This is a genomic window from Achromobacter piechaudii NBRC 102461 (genome assembly GCF_001571245.1).
Lineage (GTDB): Bacteria > Pseudomonadota > Gammaproteobacteria > Burkholderiales > Burkholderiaceae_B > Achromobacter > Achromobacter piechaudii.
The window spans coordinates 122,520-139,530 of record NZ_BCTK01000008.1; the positions used below are offsets into that span (position 1 = coordinate 122,520).

Consider the following 17,011-nt stretch of genomic DNA (forward strand, 5'->3'; position numbering starts at 1 on the left):
CCTTCCGGCGCCGCTTCGTTAGAACACCTGCCAATCGTCTTGCGCGGGCGCGCCGGCGCCCGCTGGCGCTGTCCGCTGCAACCCGACGCGCTTGCGCGGCGCGACGGGCCGGGCCGTGGCCAGGACGGCGTCGGAAGCCGGGGCCGACACGCGCGCGGCGGGCACGTCGATCACGATGCGTGGCGACACCGTGAAGATGGCGACGGTTTTCGCCAGGGCGTCGGCCTGATCGCGCAGCGCGCGCGCCGACGCGGCGGCCTGCTCGACCAGCGCGGCGTTCTGCTGCGTGGCCTCGTCCATGCTGGACACCGCCAGATTGACCTGATCGATGCCCTGCGCCTGCTCGCTGGACGCGGCGGCGATTTCGCCCATGATGTCGGTCACGCGGTGCACGGCGCTTTCGATCTCGCGCATCGTCTCGCCCGCCAGCGCAACCTGCTGCGCGCCCGCCTTGACCCGGCCGGCGGAATCGCCGATCAGCTGCTTGATCTCGCGGGCGGCCAACGCGCTGCGCTGGGCCAGCGCGCGCACTTCCCCGGCCACCACGGCAAAGCCCTTGCCCTGGTCGCCCGCGCGGGCGGCTTCGACGGCGGCGTTCAGCGCCAGGATGTTGGTTTGAAAGGCAATGCCGTCGATCACCGAAACGATGTGCGTGATCTTGGTCGAGCTGGCGCTGATGTCCTGCATGGTGCCGACCACGTCGGCGACCACCGCCGCGCCGCGCCCGGCCACCTGCGACGCGCCTTCGGCAAGTTGGTTGGCGCGCAAGGCGTTGTCGGCGTTTTCCTTGACGGTTACCGCCAGCCGGCCCATCGACAGCGCCGTTTCTTCCAGGGTGGCGGCCTGCTGCTCGGTTCTCGACGACAGCAGCACATTGCCGTCGGCAATGTCGCGCGCCCCTTGGCCGATTTGCTGCACGCTTTGGCGCACGGCAGCGACCGTCTTGGCCAGGCTCGCCTGCATGCGTTGCAGGCCAAGAAAAAGTTGACCAATTTCATTGTCGGATTTGATCTCGATCTGGTTGGTAAGGTTGCCGTCGGCAATGCTCTGGAAGTGCGAGCCGGCGCGCACCAAGGGGCGCAGCACCGAACGGCCGACGAACAGCGCCGCGCCGATGCAGAGCAGCACCGCCACGACCAGCAACACCACGATCAAAGTGTTGGCGCGCAGATGCTGGGAGGCGGCGGCCGTCACGTAGCCGTCGGTTTGCTGGTCCACGTAGTGCAGGTAGTCGGCCACCTGGCGGTCGAAGGCCAGATGGGCCCCTTGCACGGCGTCCATTTGCAGCGCGAACGCGCGGGCGTCCTGGTTGCGCATGGATTCGAACTGTTCGGCGGCCAGCGCGTCGTAGAGCTTGTACGCTGCGGCGACGGGCGCCGCCCTTTCGTGCAGCGCGGGCGCGCGGACCTCGCTGGCGAACGCCTCGAAGCGCTCGCGCGAGCGGCGCCACAGGTCTTCGGCGCGCGTGGCGTCCGCATCGCTTTCCGTGATGCGGCCGACCTGCCGGTTGATCATGGCGGCGTCCATCGCCAGCCGCGCCCGCAGCATCAGCGTGTAGACCTCGTAGGCGGGCACGACGCGCATGGAATACGCTTCGTTGACCTGGCCCAGCTTGGCGTTGCTGGAGCGGGTGTCCAGCCAGGCCGCGCCGTTGGCGACGAGCATGCCGGTAAAGAACAGCGCCAGCAAGATGGCCAGGCAGGTGCGGATTTTCAAATGAGTAAACATACGACCTCGACGGAATTCATGACCCCGGGGCAGCGATCTCGCACCAGCGGGAACTGCGGACCTTGGCGCTGTCCTCCGCGCCCGCTGGGCCGGACGAAAGGACTGTATCCCAGCGTCCCGGACAAATCGTTAACAAATGAATGACATTTCCGTAATGGCGAATTCGACCCGTCGGTGATAGTCGCGGGAGAGGGCCTCGGGCATTTGGCCGATAGCCGGTGGACGGTCCCGGAACAACCATGGGCAGATCCCGCCGCAGGGCGGTTTGGCTCCTACTGAACCGCCCATCTGGACCTAGCGTTCTGCCCCTATCCGGGCAAACTGGCACCAGGGTCGCACCGGCACAAAGCCGGTCGCGTCGGGGCGCGGCCCACTCTCTCTCGGAGATCACCATGAACGCGATTTACCGCCTCATCCGCCGCTGCACCCTGGCCGGCCTTGCCGCCGCGCTATTGGCCGCGCCTGCCTATGCCCAGACCAAGCTGGTCGTGGGTTATCAGTTGATCGTCGGCCCATTTTTATCGTCCATCGCCGATGGCAGTTTCGACACCGCGTTAAAGGAAGCTGGCTACCAGGTCGATTGGCGACAGTTCACCTCGGGCGGCGACATTTCCACCGCGCTGGCATCGGGCAATGTGCCGGTGGGCGTGCTGGGATCCACCGGCATCACCTCGGCCGCCACGCGCGGCGTGGACCTGCAACTGTTCTGGATCCTGGACAACATCGGTAAATCGGAAGCGCTGGTCGCGCGCAACGGTTCGGGCATCAACAGCACGGCGGACCTGAAGGGCAAGCGAGTGGCCACGCCTTTCGTGTCGACGTCGCACTTTCACCTGCTGGTAGGGCTGGACCAGGTCTGGAAGATCAACCCGCGCGACGTCAGGATCCTGAACATGCAGCCGCCGCAGATCGTGGCGGCCTGGCAGCGCGGGGACATCGACGCCGCCTACGTATGGCCGCCCGCGCTGACCGAGATTGAAAAGACCGGCAAGATCATTGCCGACTCCGAAGCCATCGGCCGCGCCAGCGTGCCCACGTTCGACGGCATCGTCGTTGACCGCGCCTGGGCCGCGAAGAACCCGAAGTTCATGGCGGCCTTCACCGGCGTGCTGGCCAAGTCCTATGCCGATTACCACGCCAACAGCGCAAAGTGGACGGCCGACTCGCCCCAAGTAAAAGGCATCGTGCGCCTGATCGGCGGCAAGCCCGAGGACATCGTCAGCGCGCTCAAGCTGCTGGTGTTCCCGACCGCGCAAGAGCAGGCGTCGTCCACCTGGCTGGGCGGCGGCAAGGAATCGGGCGCGGTGCGCGCCCTGGACGCCAGCGCCAAGTTCCTGAAAGACCAGAAGCAGATCGACCGGGCGCTAACCGACTACAGTCCGCACGTCACGGACCAGTACGCGAAGGCAGCGGCGAAGTAGCCTGCCGCCGGCACGCAGGACGCCCGCCTTGCCGCGGGCGTCCGTTACAAGGGGAATCCGCATGACCCATCCATCCACGCCCGCCGCGCTGGCCTTGCGCGCGGACCATGTCAGCGTCACCTATCCCGGTTTGCACGACAGCGGGCCGGTGATTGCGCTGCAAGACGTCAACCTGACCATCGAGCCCGGCGAATTCGTCGTGGCGCTGGGCGCGTCCGGCTGCGGCAAGACCACCCTGCTCAGTCTGCTGGCCGGCTTTCTGTCGCCCACCGAGGGCCAGATCACGCTGGGCGGTCGGCCCATCCTGGGCCCCGGCGCCGATCGGGGCGTGGTGTTCCAGAAGCACGCGCTGCTGCCCTGGCTGAACGTGCTGGAGAACACCGAGTTCGGCCTGAAGCTGCAAGGCGTCGACAAGGAAACGCGGCGCGCGCGGGCGCGCCGCAACCTGGAGCTGGTGGGCTTGCAGGACTTTCACCGCCACATGATCTACCAGCTGTCGGGCGGCATGCAGCAGCGCGTAGGCATCGCGCGCGCCCTCACCTGCGACCCCGCCATGCTGCTGATGGATGAGCCCATGGCCGCCCTGGACGCGCTGACCCGCGAAACCATTCAGGAACTGCTGCTGGATATCTGGCGCCAGACCAACAAGATGTTCTTCTTCATCACCCATAGCGTGGAAGAGGCGCTGTTCCTGGGGTCGCGGCTGATCGTCATGTCGCCGCGCCCAGGGCGCATCACGCACACCTTCACGCCGGATTTCAACCGGCGCTACCTGGAGACCCGCGATGGCCGCCGCATCAAATCCAGTCCCGACTTCATCGCGATGCGCGAGCAAGTCCTTGGCATCATCTACGGCGACGAGCTTGCCGCCCACGAGTCCGCCCGCGAGCCGGCCCATGCATGAGCCGCGCGGTGGCCGCAAGCCCGCCACCCCCGGCAAGGTCTATGGCGCGCCCGGCGCGGGCTACAGCGGCCACATCAGCCTGATCACCAGCATCGTGCTGATCGCGCTGTGGTTCCTGGTCACCAGCACCGGCTGGGTCAGGCCCCTGTTCCTGCCCTCGCCCTTCGCCGTGTACGACAAGTTCATCTCGGCGATGACCGATGGCGTGGCCAATTCGACGCTGGCCGAACACGCCATGGCCAGCCTGACCCGGGTGTTCTCGGCCTTCCTGCTGGCCTGCGTGACGGCGGTGCCCATCGGCATCCTGATGGGGGTGAACCGCTATGCGCGCGGCATCTTCGATCCGCCCATCGAGTTCTACCGCCCCTTGCCGCCGCTGGCCTACCTGCCGCTCATCATCATCTGGTTCGGCATCGGCGAATTTCCGAAGATCCTGCTGATCTACCTGGCCATCTTCGCGCCGATGGCGATTGCCGCGCGCGCCGGCGTGCGGTCGGTATCCATCGAACAGATCCACGCGGCCTACGCCATGGGCGGCACGCCGATGCAGATCGTCTGGCACGTCATCCTGAAGGCGGCCATGCCCGAGATCTTCACGGGGCTGCGCATCGGCATCGGCGTGGGCTGGACGACGCTGGTGGCTGCCGAAATGGTGGCCGCCGATCGCGGCCTGGGCTTCATGGTGCTGAACGCCGCGCAATTTCTGGCCAGCGACGTCGTCATCATGGGCATCATCGTGATCGGCGTCTTCGCCTTTGCCTTCGATCTGCTGGTGCGCTACGTGGAGAAATTCGCCATCCCCTGGAAGGGACGCATCTAGGCGCGGCCGCTGCCCGCGCGGCTTGAATTGCCCTGCCGGCCGGACGCTTGCGGCGAGCAGGGCAATCCCCCATTCCGCCCCGCCGGGGCGTCCTCTATTCTGTTCACCGGATAGCGCGGCGCCCCTGCCCCAGCGGCCCGCGCCGCCATCACAAGGAGCCGTCATGTCCAGCCAGGCCGCGATGCACCAGCCTGTGATGTGGGAACGCCTGTTCGAACGGGAAAGCGCGCCCAACCTCAGCCTGCAAGGCCGCGTGCGCCAGATGCTGGTGTCGGCCATCCTCAGCGGCCACCTTCCGCCCGGCATGCCGGTGCCCTCCAGCCGGCAGCTTGCCGACCAATTACGCATCGCGCGCAACACGGTGGTCTTCGCGTACCAGCAACTGGTCAGCGAGGGGTATCTGGTGTCGCGCGAACGCAGCGGGCATTTCGTCTGCGATTCCGTGATGCAGGGGCATTCGGGCTCCGCGTCCGATGCGGCCCCGTCCGCACCCGAGGCCGAGCCGCCGGATCGCGTGCGCTGGGACGAACGGCTGCGCTTTCGGCCATCGCGCCAACGCAACATCACCAAGCCGCAAGACTGGCAGAAGCAGCCCTACCCGTTCGTGTACGGCCAGTTCGACGCCGACCTGTTTCCCACCGCCGAATGGCGTGAGTGCTGCATCAAGGCACTTTCCGTGCTGGACATCCGCAGTTGGGCGCCCGACCTCATCACGCATGACGACCCGGCACTGATCGAGCAGATCCGCACGCAGGTGCTGCCGCGCCGGGGCGTCTGGGCCGACGCCGAAGAAATCGTCATCACGGTCGGCGCGCAGCACGCGCTGTACCTGCTGGCCGACCTGCTGGTCAACGAAGACACCGTGGTCGGCATGGAAGACCCGGGCTATCCCGACGCCCGCAACATCTTCGCCAGCCACACGCGCCATCTGCTGCCGATGCCGGTGGACGAAGGCGGCCTGTGCACGGGCACGCACCTGTTGGGCTGCGACTATCTTTTCGTGACGCCGGGCCATCAATGCCCCACCACCGTCACCTTGTCCGCCGAGCGCCGCGAGACCCTGCTGGCGCTTGCGCGGCAGGCGGACAGCATGATCATCGAAGACGATTTCGAAAGCGAAAGCCGCTGGGGCGAAGGCGCCATTCCGGCCCTGAAAAGCCAGGACCGCGACGGCCGGGTGATCTATGTGGGCAGCCTGGCCAAGTCGTTCGCGCCGGGGCTGCGCATCGGCTACATCGTCGCGCCGCGCGAGCTGACGCGCGAACTGCGCGCGCTGCGCCGGCTGATGCTGCGGCATCCGTCCGCCTACATCCAGCGCGCGTTCTCGCTGTTCATTTCGCTGGGCCATCACCACTCGCTGCTGCGCAGGCAATCGCAGGCGTATCAGCGGCGTGGCGTGGAACTGGCCCATGCGCTGGCCCGCCATCTGCCGGACTTCACCCCCACGCCCATCACCGGATCGTCATCATGCTGGCTGCAAGGCCCGCCCTGGTTGAACGCGGCCGAACTGTCTGAAGCCGCGCTGGCTGAGGGCGTCGTGGTGGAACCGGGCGATGTGTTCTTCATGAACGGGACCGACGCGCCGCGCAATTTCCTGCGCGTGGGGTTCACGTCGATCCGCCCCGAACTCATCGAGCCGGGCATCGCCAAGCTGGCGCAGGTGGTGCGTCGCTACCGGTTGCGGGCGGCGGCGTAGCTCGGTGCAAACGGGCGGTCGGACGCCGCTTGGAAGAGCGTGCCCCGTTGTCGATGCGGGCCGCAGCACCGGCTACATCACCGGCTACAGCAATTCGTCGCGCAGGTGATACCAGCGATACAGCAGACCCTGCCCCAACCGCCTGAACGGCGCGAACAGATGGCCGGGCAGCGGCGTGTCGTAGATGGGCAGGTTCCACGGCGCGCCGTCCTTGCCCATCATCCGCTGGGCCAGGCGCTTGCCCGCCTGCGCCGAAAACGCGACGCCGTTGCCGCCGTAGCCGAACGCGTAATACACGGGCTGCGCCGGATCGGGCTGCGTCACGCGCGGCATCATGTCGTGGCTGACGTCCACCCAACCCCACCACGAATACGCCACCTCGACATCGCGCAGCGACGGAAATTTCCGGGCCAGGCCCTCGCGCAGCAAGGCAAGATGACGCGGATGCTGCGCGTCGGCCCCGCGCAAGGCGCTGCGGCTGCCGATCTGCATGCGGCCATCGGGCAGCAGGCGATAGTAAAAGCGCAGGGTGCGGGTGTCGGTGATGAAGACGGTGCTTTTCAGGCCGGCCGCCTCGCGTTCGGCGTCCGTCAGCACGCGCGTGACCATCGAATTGGACAGCACCGGCATGATGCGGTTGTCCAGCAGCGGGTTCACCCCCTGCGCCGTGTAGCCGCCCGTGGCGAAGGCCACGCGGCGCGCGCGCACCACGCCAGATGGCGTTTGCAGGGCGATGACGCCATTGTCGCGGCGCCAGCCCAGCACGGGGCTGGACGGATGCACGCGCACGCCCAGCGCGCGCGCCTGGCGCAGATACCCGTAGGCCAGCTTCAACGGATGCACGCCCACGCCATCCGGCTCGTGCATGGCGCCCACGGCCTCGTGGTCGTGCACATAGCGTTCGCGCAACTCGGCCTGACTGAGCATGCGCGCGTCGTAGCCGAACACGTCGCGCATGACTTGGGCCTCGTTGGCCAGGAACGCCATTTTCTTCTGGCGGTGCGCCGTGTACAGATGCCCGCCCGGCTGCGCATCGCAATCGACCTGGGCAACCAGGCTTTTCCAGTATTCGAACCCTTCGCGGATTTCGGCGTCCAGGCGCTTGGCGGTATCCATCCCCCAACGCGCGATCCATTGCGACCGGTACAGGCGCCCCGACGCGTTCTGCCCCTGGCCGCCGTTGCGGCTGGTGCAGCCCCACACGGCGCGGTTCGCTTCCAGCACCAGCGCGCGCACGCCGAAGTCGCGCGCGAGCGTCAGCGCCGCAGACAGCCCGGTAAAGCCCGAGCCCACGATCACGACGTCGGCGTCTACGTCGCCCTGGATGGGGCCATCGTCTTCGGGCGGCGTGCCGGCCGTGGCGACCCAGTACGTGGGCGCGTAATCCTGCCCCTGTCCGGGCGGCGACACGAGCGGATCGTAGGTCGGGTTGTAGGCGTTGACGCGCGGGGCGGCGGCCGGGGCCGGACGTGATGTGTCGAAGGACATGTGAGTATCCATGCGCGTCTCACGCTTTTGCTGGCAAGGCCGGGCGCTGCTTGCGGAATGCGTTCTTCACGCGGATCTTGCCGTCCTGGAAGGTGAAGATGTCGACCATGTCGGCCTCGACCCGCGAGCCGTCCGCCGCCGTTCCGGTGAACGTGCATTCCGACACGCCGCGATCGCCCGCCACCCAATGCCGGCCGTTGTTCCACTGCGCGTCGGGGAAGTTCTTCCAGGCCGCCGCGAACGCCGTGCGGACCGCCTCCACGCCCGTGTGCCGGCTGCCGCAAGCGTCGGGGCCGGCCACGGTCTCGAACACGCAGTCCTCGGTCATGAAGCGCATCAGCGCATCGATATCGTGGCGGTTCCAGGCGGCCGCGAATTCGGCCAGCATGTCGGCGGTGACGGTGTTTGGCATTGCCTACCCCTTAGTCGAAAGGCCGGCGCAAAACGTGCGCGGGCGTCTGGACTCAAGGTACGTGGCAGGGGCGGCAGGGTCTAGAACCAGACACGGCAAATCGCTTGCACCAGAACGGCGCGCGGGTTTCAGTCCGCGCGCGATGCCTGCATGGCGCGGGCGTGCAGCACCGCGATGGCGCAGCTGTTGACGCGCGCCTGCACCGAATCGGACCGGCTGGTCAGCAGCACCGGCACGCGCGTGCCCAGCACCAGCCCGGCGGTATCGGCGCCGGCCAGCCAGGTCAATTCCTTGTAGAGCATGTTGCCCGCTTCGATATCGGGGGCCAGCAGGATGTCGGCGTCACCGGCCACCCGCGACACGATGCCTTTCTCCTCGGCCGCCTCGCGGGAGATTGCGTTGTCGAACGCCAGCGGGCCATCAATATCGCCACCGCGTATCTGCTGCCGGTCGGCCATCTTGGACAAGGCCGCCGCGTCCAATGTGGCGGGCATGGCCGGGTTGACGGATTCAGTGGCGCACAGCACCGCCACCTTGGGACGGCCGATGCCCAACGCCTGCGCCAGATCGATGGCGTTTTGCGCGATGTCTGCCTTTTCCATCAAGGTGGGCGCGATGTTGACCGCCGCGTCCGTCAAGATGAACAGCTTGGCGTAGGCGGCCACGCCCATCACGAAAGCGTGGCTGACGCGCCGGTTGGTGCGCAAGCCGGACTCGCGCGACACCACCGCCGCCATGAAGTGATCGGTATGCAGGCTGCCCTTCATCAACATCTGCACGAGGCCGTCGCGCGCCAGCCCCGCCGCCGTCTGCGCGGCCATGCGTTCGTCGTCGGGCGTGTCGACGATGTCAAAGTCGCCGGGCCGCAAGCCGGCCTGCGCCAGCCGGTCCAGCAACTTGCGCGCGGGGCCCACCAACACCGGTTCGATATGGCCGGCGCGCTGCGCCTGCACCGCGGCGTCCAGACTGGAGGCCGACATCGGATACGCCACCGCCGTGCGCAGGCGGCCCGCCGATAGCGCGGCATCGCGCAGCGGCGCGAACAATTGATCGCTAGGCATACAGCGGGCTCCTTGATTCAAGCGGCGAGCAACGACAGCGCCAGCCAGGACGGGCCCGGCGCAAGCGCGCCCGGCCCACGGGACCGCGCCATCAACGTCCGATCGGATCGATCGGCAACGGCACCTCGCCCGCCTGGAACGGCTGGTTGACGTAGCGCTTGTACTTGTCCAGGAAGCGCACCGGCTGCTTGAGCGCATCGCGCCGGAACGGATCGCCCAGCTCCTGGCTGACCATCATTTCCAGCACCGTGGTCTTGCCTTCGGACTGCGCCTGGCACGCCGCCTGCAACGCGGCGCCCACCTGATCGGCATGTTCGACGCGGATGCCTTCGGCCCCCATCGCGCGCGCCAGCTCGGCGAAATTGGGGTTCAGCAGATTGCTGCCGACGAAGCGGCGGCCATAGAAGTCCACCTGGTTCTTCTTTTCCGCGCCCCACTGGCCGTTATGGAACACCACCGCCGTGACCGGGATCTTCTCGCGCACGCAGGTCAGCAGTTCCTGGAAGCTCATGCACCACGCGCCGTCGCCCACGTAGGCCACGGCCGGGCGGTCGGGCCGGCCCAGCTTGGCCCCGATCAGCGCCGGCAAGGCGTAGCCGCAGTTGCCGAAACTCATGGCGGCCAGCATGGAATTGGGCTCGTCGAATCGCAGGTAGCTGTTGGACACCGAGCAGATGTTGCCGATGTCGGTGGACACCATCACATGCTTGGGCATGGCGCGTTCCAGCTCGCGCAGCATGCGCCGGGGATGCATGCGGCCGCCGCCCTGCTCGATGATGTCCAGGCTCCAATCGTCGCGTTCGTGCGACCAGCCATCCAGCTCGGCTTCCCACGACGCCTTCTGCGAGGCGATATCGTCGCCGCGCGCGGCCTTGGTGCGCGTGCACGCGACCTCGCGCGACTTGAGCTTTTCGGTCAGCGCGGCGGCGGCCGGCTTGGCGTCGCCGCAGATGCCCACCGATACCGGCCGCACCAGGCCAAGCATGCGATGGTCGGCGTCCACCTGGATGATGCGTGCGCCCTGAGGCCAGTAGTCCAGCCCATGCTGCGGCAAGGTGCCGAAGGGCCCCAGCCGCGTGCCCAGCGCCAGCACCACGTCGGCCTGCGACAGCAGTTTCATGCCGGCCTTTGCCCCCTGGTAACCCAGCGGCCCGCACCATAGCGGGTGGCTGGCGGGAAAGGCGTCGTTGTGCAGGTAGCTGGTGACGACCGGCGCGCCCAGCAGCTCGGCCAGCGCCACGCATTCGGCCTGCCCCTCTGAAAACAGCACGCCCCCGCCCGCGACGATAACGGGGAACTTGGCCTCGGCCAGCAGGCGCGCGGCGGCTTCCAGGTCCTCTTCGGACCCCGGCCCCCGGCGCACGCGGCGCGGCTCGGGAATGGCGACGTCGATTTCGCCGTAGAAATAATCGCGCGGGATGTTCAGTTGCGCCGGGCCGCGTTCGGCCAGCGCGTTGTCAAAAGCCTTGGCCGTGAATTCGGCCATGCGGTCGGGCCGGTTCACGTGCGCCTGGTACTTGGTGATGCGCGAAAAAATGGGCAGCTGCTCGGTTTCCTGGAACCCGCCCAGGCCCATGCCGGCCGTGCCGGTTTCAGGCGTGATCGCCACCACCGGGCTATGCGCCCAATAGGCGGCGGCCACGCCCGTGACGAAGTTGGTGATGCCCGGCCCGTTCTGCGCGATGCACACGCCGTGGCGGCCGGTCACGCGCGAATAGCCGTCGGCCATGTGGGCCGCGCCCTGCTCGTGCACGGTCGGCACGAAACGGATGCCAGCGGCGGGAAACAGGTCCAGCGCGTCCATGAAGGCCGAACCGACGATGCCGAATACGTCTTTGACGCCCTGCGCGACCAGCGTTTCAACGAACGCTTCGCTGGGGGTCATGTGTTGCTTGCTGCTCATGGTCTCTCTCCTGGCAGGCCGGCGCGGGTGGGGGGTGGCAGGCAGCGTGGCTGTGCGCATCGTGCTTGCATCGTGGCCGGTGTGATTCGATACTGCCGTAGAAATCCCGCCTTTCCCATACCGCCGCGTTCCACTTTCTGCAAAATCCGTGCAACGACGGTCCCTCGGCCGCGAAATCTTCAAATATTGAAAGATGAAAGACGAATCCTCCGCCGCCTTGCGCGCGCTGACTCTGCTGGAACAGGTGGCCCGATCGGATGCGCCGGTGTCGCTGGCCGCCTTGACCGAGGCCACCGGCCTGCCCAAGCCGTCCGTGCTGCGCATCCTGACGCGGCTGGTCGAGGCCGGCATGCTGCTGCGCGAACCGGCAGGCAAGAGCTATGTCAGCGGCCCCCGCCTGAGCGCCCTGGCGCGCGACACCCTGCTCAATTCCCCTTTGCGCGGCGAGCGCCATCGCATCCTGGACAGCCTGGTCGATGAAATCGGTGAAACCTGCAACTGCACCATGCTGGACGGCGATGAGGTCATCTACCTGGACCGCGTCGAAACCGCCTGGCCGCTGCGGGTGAACCTGCAAACGGGCTCGCGCGTGCCCTTGCACTGTTCGGCCAGCGGCAAACTGTTTCTGGCGCACATGCGGCGCGAGGCGCGCGCGCGGCTGCTGGCCGCCGCCCCCTTGCCGCGTTACACGTCCAATACGCTGTGCGAGGTGAGCGCGCTGGAAGACGAGCTGCGCGCCATCAAGAAAGAAGGCGCGAGCTTTGACCGCGAGGAATTTCTGCTGGGCATCGTCTGCATGGCGGTCCCCATCCTGCGCGGCTCGCGCGTGATCGCGGCCGTGGCGCTGCATGCGCCGGTGGCGCGCCTGTCCATCGACGGCGCGCGCGGCTGGCTGCCCCGCATGCAAGAGGCGGCCCGCGCGCTGGCGGGCACCTACGAGGCCGACGACTAGGGCGCGGCCATGCCAGGGCTTACACTGTCGGTCGATTCCGTTTTTTCGCGGCTTTTGCGAGCCGCCCTATTGTGACCAACACGCCCTTTTCCACCCTTCCCCTGTTGCCCGCCCTGCTCGATAACCTGCAAAGCCTGGGGTTCGAGCAGATGACGCCCATCCAGGCGCAAAGCCTGCCGCTGATCCTGGAAGGCCGCGACATCATCGCGCAAGCCAAGACCGGCAGCGGCAAGACCGCGGCGTTCGGCCTGGGCGTGCTGCAAAAGCTGGATCCCACGCGCCTGGCGCCGCAAGCGCTGCTGGTGTGCCCCACCCGCGAACTGGCCGACCAGGTGGCGCAGGAATTGCGCCGCCTGGCGCGCCTGATCCCCAACGTCAAGATCCTGACGCTGTGCGGCGGCGCCCCGGCCCGCCCGCAAGCCGAATCGCTGGCGCGCGGCGCGCACCTGGTGGTGGGCACGCCCGGCCGCATCCAGGACCACCTGGAACGCGGCAGCCTGGACCTGAGTGGCTTGACCACGCTGGTGCTGGACGAAGCCGACCGCATGGTCGACATGGGCTTTTACGACGACATCGTGGCCATTGCCTCGCACTGCCCCACCAAGCGCCAGACGCTGCTGTTTTCGGCGACCTACCCGGACAACATCCGCAAGCTCAGTGCGCGCTTCCTGCGCAACCCGGCCGAGGTCAAGGTCGAAGCGCAGCACGATGCCAGCCGCATTGAGCAGATCTTCTACGAAATCGACGAAAAAGACCGGCTGGACGCGGTGGCCCGACTGCTTGCGCATTTCCGGCCCGTGTCCACGCTAGCGTTCTGCAACACCAAGATCCGCAGCCATGATCTGGTCGAACGCCTGCAAGCCGACGGCATCAGCGCGCAGGCGCTCAATGGCGACCTGGAACAGCGCGAGCGCGACGAAATCCTGATCCAGTTCGCCAACCAGAGCTGCGCGGTGCTGGTCGCCACCGACGTCGCCGCGCGGGGGCTGGACATCCAGAACCTGGGCGCGGTCATCAACGTGGACGTCACCAAGGACACCGAGGTGCACGTGCACCGCATCGGCCGCAGCGGCCGGGGCGACCAGAAGGGCCTGGCCCTGAGCCTGTGTTCGCCGGACGAAATGCGCTGGGCCAACCTGGTCGAGCAATACCAGGGCACGCCGTTGAAGTGGGGCGACATCAAATCGCTCAAGCCCAAGGCCGACCGGCCCCTGCGCGCGCCCATGGTCACGCTGTGCATCCAGGGCGGCAAGAAAGACAAGCTGCGCCCCGGCGACCTATTGGGCGCGCTGACCGGCGACGGCGGGCTGACCTTCGAACAGGTGGGCAAGATCAACATCACCGAATTCAACGCCTACGTGGCGCTGGACCGCCAGATCGCCAAGCAGGCGTTTTCGCGCGTGTCCAACAGCAATATCAAGGGCCGGCGCTTCCGCATGCGCTTTCTTGAGGAATTCTGATTGTTGGCAGGACTTTGTCGGCGGATTTGACCGTCTGCGTGACGAAAGCTTGATGATTTTGCAGGGCATTTGCCATAATGGCGCCGCTTGAGGCCGCCGCCGCGCCGCGCGCGGCGGTGCGGGCTTGGAACCAAAGGTTCGCGGTGGGTTCCAACGAAACCTTTGTCCCCTTTTAAACCATCACAAGAGAAACTCACCATGATCAAGTCCGACGATACCGGCAAGCTGATCCTGCGCCTGACCCTGGGCATCCTGATTCTGCTTCACGGCTTGTCCAAGCTGATGGGCGGCGGCGTGACCGGCATCAGCGGCATGCTGTCTTCGCACGGCGTGCCGGGCTTTCTTGCCTATGGCGTTTACGTGGGCGAGATCCTCGCGCCCGTCCTGCTGATCGTCGGCGTGTACACGCGCCTGGGCGGCCTGATCATCGCCATCAATATGGTTGTCGCCATCCTGCTGGCGCACACCGGCCAGTTGGGCAGCATGACCAACAACGGCGGCTGGGCGCTGGAACTGCAAGGCATGTTCCTGTTCACCGCGCTGGCGCTGGCCTTCATGGGCGCAGGCCGCTTCAGCCTGGCCGGCAACGGCGGCCGCTGGAACTGAGCGTTCGTCCCTGCCGCCCGCGCCGTTACCCGGCGTGACGCGGCGTGACGCAAAACGGGGTCGCCACGGCGGCCCCGTTTCTTTGCCTGCAAGGATTGATACCAACGACATGAGCCGTCACGCAGGCGCAAACATCGGTCACGCGAAAGCTGTTTCGGATCGATTACAAGAGGCGAACCAGGGCCATCCGGTATGGCCTAATCCTTACCAGCGCACCAAGGGCGTATGCCACGCCTGGCGCCAGGTAGGGAGTCACGAACATGAAGAAGAGCCTTTTATTGATGATGGTGATGGCCAGCACGCTGACCGGATGCGTCGTGGTGCCGGCCCGCCCGGCTTACTACCGCCCCGCCCCGGTCTATTACACGCCGCACTATTACTACCCCGCGTATCCCGCGCCGCATTACTACTACCGCGGATATTGACCGTCGCCATCGCGACGCGTCTTTTTGGAACTGCCATGACGCCCTCAGTCCGGATTTCCCGCTTACGGCCCGCCGCCGCCGCCGCCATCACCGTATCCTTGCTGGCCGTGTGCAGCGGCGCGCTGGCGCAAACCTACGCGCCGCCGCCCCCGCCCGCAGCGCCGCAGGCGCCCGACTACGACGGCGGCGACCCGGCGTCCGCCAATCTGGCATTGGTGGACCGCAGCCCCGAACCGCCGCCGCCGCTGCCCGTCTACGTGCAGCCGCCCGCGCCCGCCGACGGCTATATGTGGGTGCCCGGCTACTGGAGCCGCAATCGCTACGGCTTTTTCTGGGTGCCCGGCGCCTGGGTGCTGGCGCCCTACACGGGCGCATTGTGGACGCCCGGCTACTGGGGCTTCACCAACGGCCTGTACCTGTGGAACCCCGGCTATTGGGGGCCTCATGTGGGCTTTTACGGCGGCATCAATTATGGCTTTGGCTATGTCGGCCTGGGCTATGTGGGCGGGTACTGGAAGCGCGACCGCTTCTACTACAACCGCTCGGTGACGAACGTGAACGTCACCCGGGTCACCAACGTCTACAACCACACCGTGGTCGTCAACAATATCGACAACCGCCGGGTCAGCTATCACGGCGGGCCCGATGGCGTGCGGCGCGCGGCGGACCCGCGCGAGCTGGCCGCTCGCAACGATCGCCATGCTCCGCCCACGGACATTCAGCGCAACTTCGTGCGCGAGGCCGGCAACAACCGCGCGCAGTTCTATGACCACAACAAGGGCCGCCCGCCGCAGGCCTTCGTGGATCACCCGGATAACGGTGGCCGACCGCCCCAAGGCCAACGGCCTGGCGGGGACAATAATCGCCCCGATCCGAATCGCGGCAATCCGAATCGTCCGGATGCGGGGCGGGGTCCGGCGTCCGCAGTGTCGACGAGCACCCAGCCGCAGCGGGATCAACAGCAGCAGCAGCGCGACTTGCAGCAGCGCGATCAGCAGCAGCGCGGCCAGCAGCAACGGGACCAAGCGCAACGCGACCAACAGCAACGCGATAACCAGCAGAGAGACCGTCAGCAACTCGATCAACAGCAACAGCGGGATCAACAGCAGCGCGCGCAGCAACAGCAGCAACAGCAGCAACAGGCGCGCGATCAGCAGGCGCGGCAGCAGCAACAGGACCGGGAGCAGCAGCAGGTGCGCCAGCAACAGGCGCGAGAGCAGCAGCAACAGCAGCAACAACAGGTCCGCCAGCAGCAGGCGCGCGAACAGCAGCATCAACAGGTCCAGCAGCAGCAGGCGCGTGAACAACAGCAGGCGCGCCAGCAGCAGGCTCGTGAACAACAGCAACAACAGCAGGCCCGCCAGCAGCCCACCCGCGAGGCGCAGCAAGCCCGGCCTCAACAGCCGCGCGAAGCCGCGCAGCCCCGTCAGCAAGGCGGTGGCGGCGACGGTGGCCGAGGCGGTGGTCCCAACCGCGACTGACCTCACTGACCTTTACCCCCGACCGCGCGCGGACTACAGTAGGCCACTTGCCGCCGACCGCCGCGCGCGCCCCTGTTGATTTGGAGACACCCATGAAACGCCTTGTCCCCTGCCTGATGTTCTGCGGCCTGCTGGCCGCAGCCTCTGCCCACGCTGCCCTGAACGTCGGCGCTTCCGCGCCCGACTTCAGCACCCAGGCATCCCTGGGCGGCAAGGTCTTCACGTTCAAGTTGAACGATGCCCTCAAGCAAGGCCCGGTCGTCCTGTATTTCTTCCCCGCCGCCTTCACCCAGGGTTGCACCATCGAAGCGCACAACTTCGCCGAAGCCACGGACGAGTACAAGTCGCTGGGGGCTACCGTCATTGGCGTATCGACGGACAACATCGACACGCTGAACAAATTCTCGGTCAGTGAATGCCGCGGCAAGTTCGCGGTGGCGGCCGATGGCGACGGCAAGATCATGAAATCCTACGACGCCGTGCACGACAAGCGCCCGGAATACGCGCAGCGCGTGTCTTACGTGATCTCGCCGCAGGGCAAGATCCTGTACGAATTCACCGACATGAACCCGGAATCGCACGTGGCCAACACCATGCGCGCGCTGCGCGATTGGAAGGCCAAACAATAAGGTCGAAGCGCATCGTCGCCGCTTC

15 protein-coding genes are annotated in these 17,011 nt (G+C 66.9%); 10 read left to right on the forward strand and 5 right to left on the reverse strand.

Annotation, left to right across the window (positions count from 1 at the left end; genetic code table 11):
- Positions 1-18: 18 nt before the first annotated feature.
- Positions 19-1,728, reverse strand: coding sequence for a methyl-accepting chemotaxis protein (locus tag API01S_RS20355; protein WP_061306007.1), 1,710 nt, complete (start codon positions 1,726-1,728; stop codon positions 19-21).
- A gap of 392 nt (positions 1,729-2,120) precedes the next feature.
- Here API01S_RS20355 and tauA point away from each other — a divergent pair, with 392 nt between their 5' ends.
- The 4 genes from tauA to pdxR all read left to right on the forward strand — a co-directional run bounded on the left by tauA (position 2,121) and on the right by pdxR (position 6,569).
- On the forward strand, positions 2,121-3,149 hold the full coding sequence (gene tauA / locus API01S_RS20360) for a taurine ABC transporter substrate-binding protein (RefSeq protein WP_050728973.1): 1,029 nt from the start codon (positions 2,121-2,123) through the stop codon (positions 3,147-3,149).
- Between the two features lie 61 nt (positions 3,150-3,210).
- Positions 3,211-4,053, forward strand: coding sequence for a taurine ABC transporter ATP-binding protein (locus API01S_RS20365; RefSeq protein ID WP_006219186.1), 843 nt, complete (start codon positions 3,211-3,213; stop codon positions 4,051-4,053).
- Entirely contained in the window at positions 4,046-4,873 is an 828-nt protein-coding gene (locus API01S_RS20370; protein ID WP_006219185.1) for an ABC transporter permease subunit, read from the forward strand. The genes API01S_RS20365 and API01S_RS20370 overlap by 8 nt, the downstream gene beginning before the upstream one ends.
- Positions 4,874-5,036: 163 nt before the next feature.
- Positions 5,037-6,569: a MocR-like pyridoxine biosynthesis transcription factor PdxR gene (pdxR, locus tag API01S_RS20375; protein ID WP_061306008.1), complete on the forward strand. Its 1,533-nt coding sequence runs from the start codon at positions 5,037-5,039 to the stop codon at positions 6,567-6,569.
- An 84-nt stretch (positions 6,570-6,653) separates the two neighbouring features.
- Here pdxR and API01S_RS20380 read toward each other — a convergent pair whose 3' ends face one another.
- The 4 genes from API01S_RS20380 to xsc form a co-directional block, all read right to left on the reverse strand.
- A complete protein-coding gene (locus tag API01S_RS20380; RefSeq protein WP_061306009.1) occupies positions 6,654-8,069 on the reverse strand; it encodes an NAD(P)/FAD-dependent oxidoreductase in 1,416 nt (471 codons plus the stop codon).
- A 7-nt stretch (positions 8,070-8,076) separates the two neighbouring features.
- Positions 8,077-8,469 carry a nuclear transport factor 2 family protein gene (locus API01S_RS20385; protein ID WP_006219181.1) on the reverse strand — a complete coding sequence of 131 codons (393 nt, stop codon included), beginning with the start codon at positions 8,467-8,469 and terminating at the stop codon, positions 8,077-8,079.
- Between the two features lie 128 nt (positions 8,470-8,597).
- On the reverse strand, positions 8,598-9,530 hold the full coding sequence (locus API01S_RS20390) for a bifunctional enoyl-CoA hydratase/phosphate acetyltransferase (RefSeq protein ID WP_061306010.1): 933 nt from the start codon (positions 9,528-9,530) through the stop codon (positions 8,598-8,600).
- A 91-nt stretch (positions 9,531-9,621) separates the two neighbouring features.
- Positions 9,622-11,433, reverse strand: a complete 1,812-nt coding sequence (gene xsc, locus API01S_RS20395) for a sulfoacetaldehyde acetyltransferase (protein WP_061306011.1) — start codon at positions 11,431-11,433, stop codon at positions 9,622-9,624.
- A 193-nt stretch (positions 11,434-11,626) separates the two neighbouring features.
- Between xsc and API01S_RS20400 the strand changes: the two genes are divergently transcribed.
- From API01S_RS20400 to API01S_RS20420, 6 genes are all read left to right on the forward strand, one after another.
- Positions 11,627-12,385, forward strand: a complete 759-nt coding sequence (locus API01S_RS20400) for an IclR family transcriptional regulator (protein WP_061306012.1) — start codon at positions 11,627-11,629, stop codon at positions 12,383-12,385.
- A 71-nt stretch (positions 12,386-12,456) separates the two neighbouring features.
- The gene (gene dbpA / locus API01S_RS20405; protein ID WP_050728979.1) at positions 12,457-13,845 is read left to right on the forward strand and encodes an ATP-dependent RNA helicase DbpA; all 1,389 of its coding nucleotides are present in this window, start codon (positions 12,457-12,459) and stop codon (positions 13,843-13,845) included.
- 198 nt (positions 13,846-14,043) lie between these two features.
- Positions 14,044-14,451, forward strand: coding sequence for a DoxX family protein (locus API01S_RS20410; protein WP_061306013.1), 408 nt, complete (start codon positions 14,044-14,046; stop codon positions 14,449-14,451).
- A 260-nt stretch (positions 14,452-14,711) separates the two neighbouring features.
- Positions 14,712-14,876, forward strand: coding sequence for a hypothetical protein (locus API01S_RS29360; RefSeq protein WP_006219173.1), 165 nt, complete (start codon positions 14,712-14,714; stop codon positions 14,874-14,876).
- Positions 14,877-14,911: 35 nt separating this feature from the next.
- Positions 14,912-16,357 carry a BcpO-related WXXGXW repeat protein gene (locus tag API01S_RS20415; protein WP_061306014.1) on the forward strand — a complete coding sequence of 482 codons (1,446 nt, stop codon included), beginning with the start codon at positions 14,912-14,914 and terminating at the stop codon, positions 16,355-16,357.
- Between the two features lie 92 nt (positions 16,358-16,449).
- Positions 16,450-16,986, forward strand: a complete 537-nt coding sequence (locus API01S_RS20420) for a peroxiredoxin (protein WP_006219171.1) — start codon at positions 16,450-16,452, stop codon at positions 16,984-16,986.
- Positions 16,987-17,011: the final 25 nt, after the last annotated feature.

Coding starts and splice junctions, on each gene's coding strand:
- API01S_RS20355 (WP_061306007.1), bottom strand. CDS start 1,728: ATGTTTACTCATTTGAAAATCCGCACCTGCCTGGCCATCTTGCTGGCG.
- tauA (WP_050728973.1), top strand. CDS start 2,121: ATGAACGCGATTTACCGCCTCATCCGCCGCTGCACCCTGGCCGGCCTT.
- API01S_RS20365 (WP_006219186.1), top strand. CDS start 3,211: ATGACCCATCCATCCACGCCCGCCGCGCTGGCCTTGCGCGCGGACCAT.
- API01S_RS20370 (WP_006219185.1), top strand. CDS start 4,046: ATGCATGAGCCGCGCGGTGGCCGCAAGCCCGCCACCCCCGGCAAGGTC.
- pdxR (WP_061306008.1), top strand. CDS start 5,037: ATGTCCAGCCAGGCCGCGATGCACCAGCCTGTGATGTGGGAACGCCTG.
- API01S_RS20380 (WP_061306009.1), bottom strand. CDS start 8,069: ATGGATACTCACATGTCCTTCGACACATCACGTCCGGCCCCGGCCGCC.
- API01S_RS20385 (WP_006219181.1), bottom strand. CDS start 8,469: ATGCCAAACACCGTCACCGCCGACATGCTGGCCGAATTCGCGGCCGCC.
- API01S_RS20390 (WP_061306010.1), bottom strand. CDS start 9,530: ATGCCTAGCGATCAATTGTTCGCGCCGCTGCGCGATGCCGCGCTATCG.
- xsc (WP_061306011.1), bottom strand. CDS start 11,433: ATGAGCAGCAAGCAACACATGACCCCCAGCGAAGCGTTCGTTGAAACG.
- API01S_RS20400 (WP_061306012.1), top strand. CDS start 11,627: ATGAAAGACGAATCCTCCGCCGCCTTGCGCGCGCTGACTCTGCTGGAA.
- API01S_RS20410 (WP_061306013.1), top strand. CDS start 14,044: ATGATCAAGTCCGACGATACCGGCAAGCTGATCCTGCGCCTGACCCTG.
- API01S_RS29360 (WP_006219173.1), top strand. CDS start 14,712: ATGAAGAAGAGCCTTTTATTGATGATGGTGATGGCCAGCACGCTGACC.
- API01S_RS20415 (WP_061306014.1), top strand. CDS start 14,912: ATGACGCCCTCAGTCCGGATTTCCCGCTTACGGCCCGCCGCCGCCGCC.
- API01S_RS20420 (WP_006219171.1), top strand. CDS start 16,450: ATGAAACGCCTTGTCCCCTGCCTGATGTTCTGCGGCCTGCTGGCCGCA.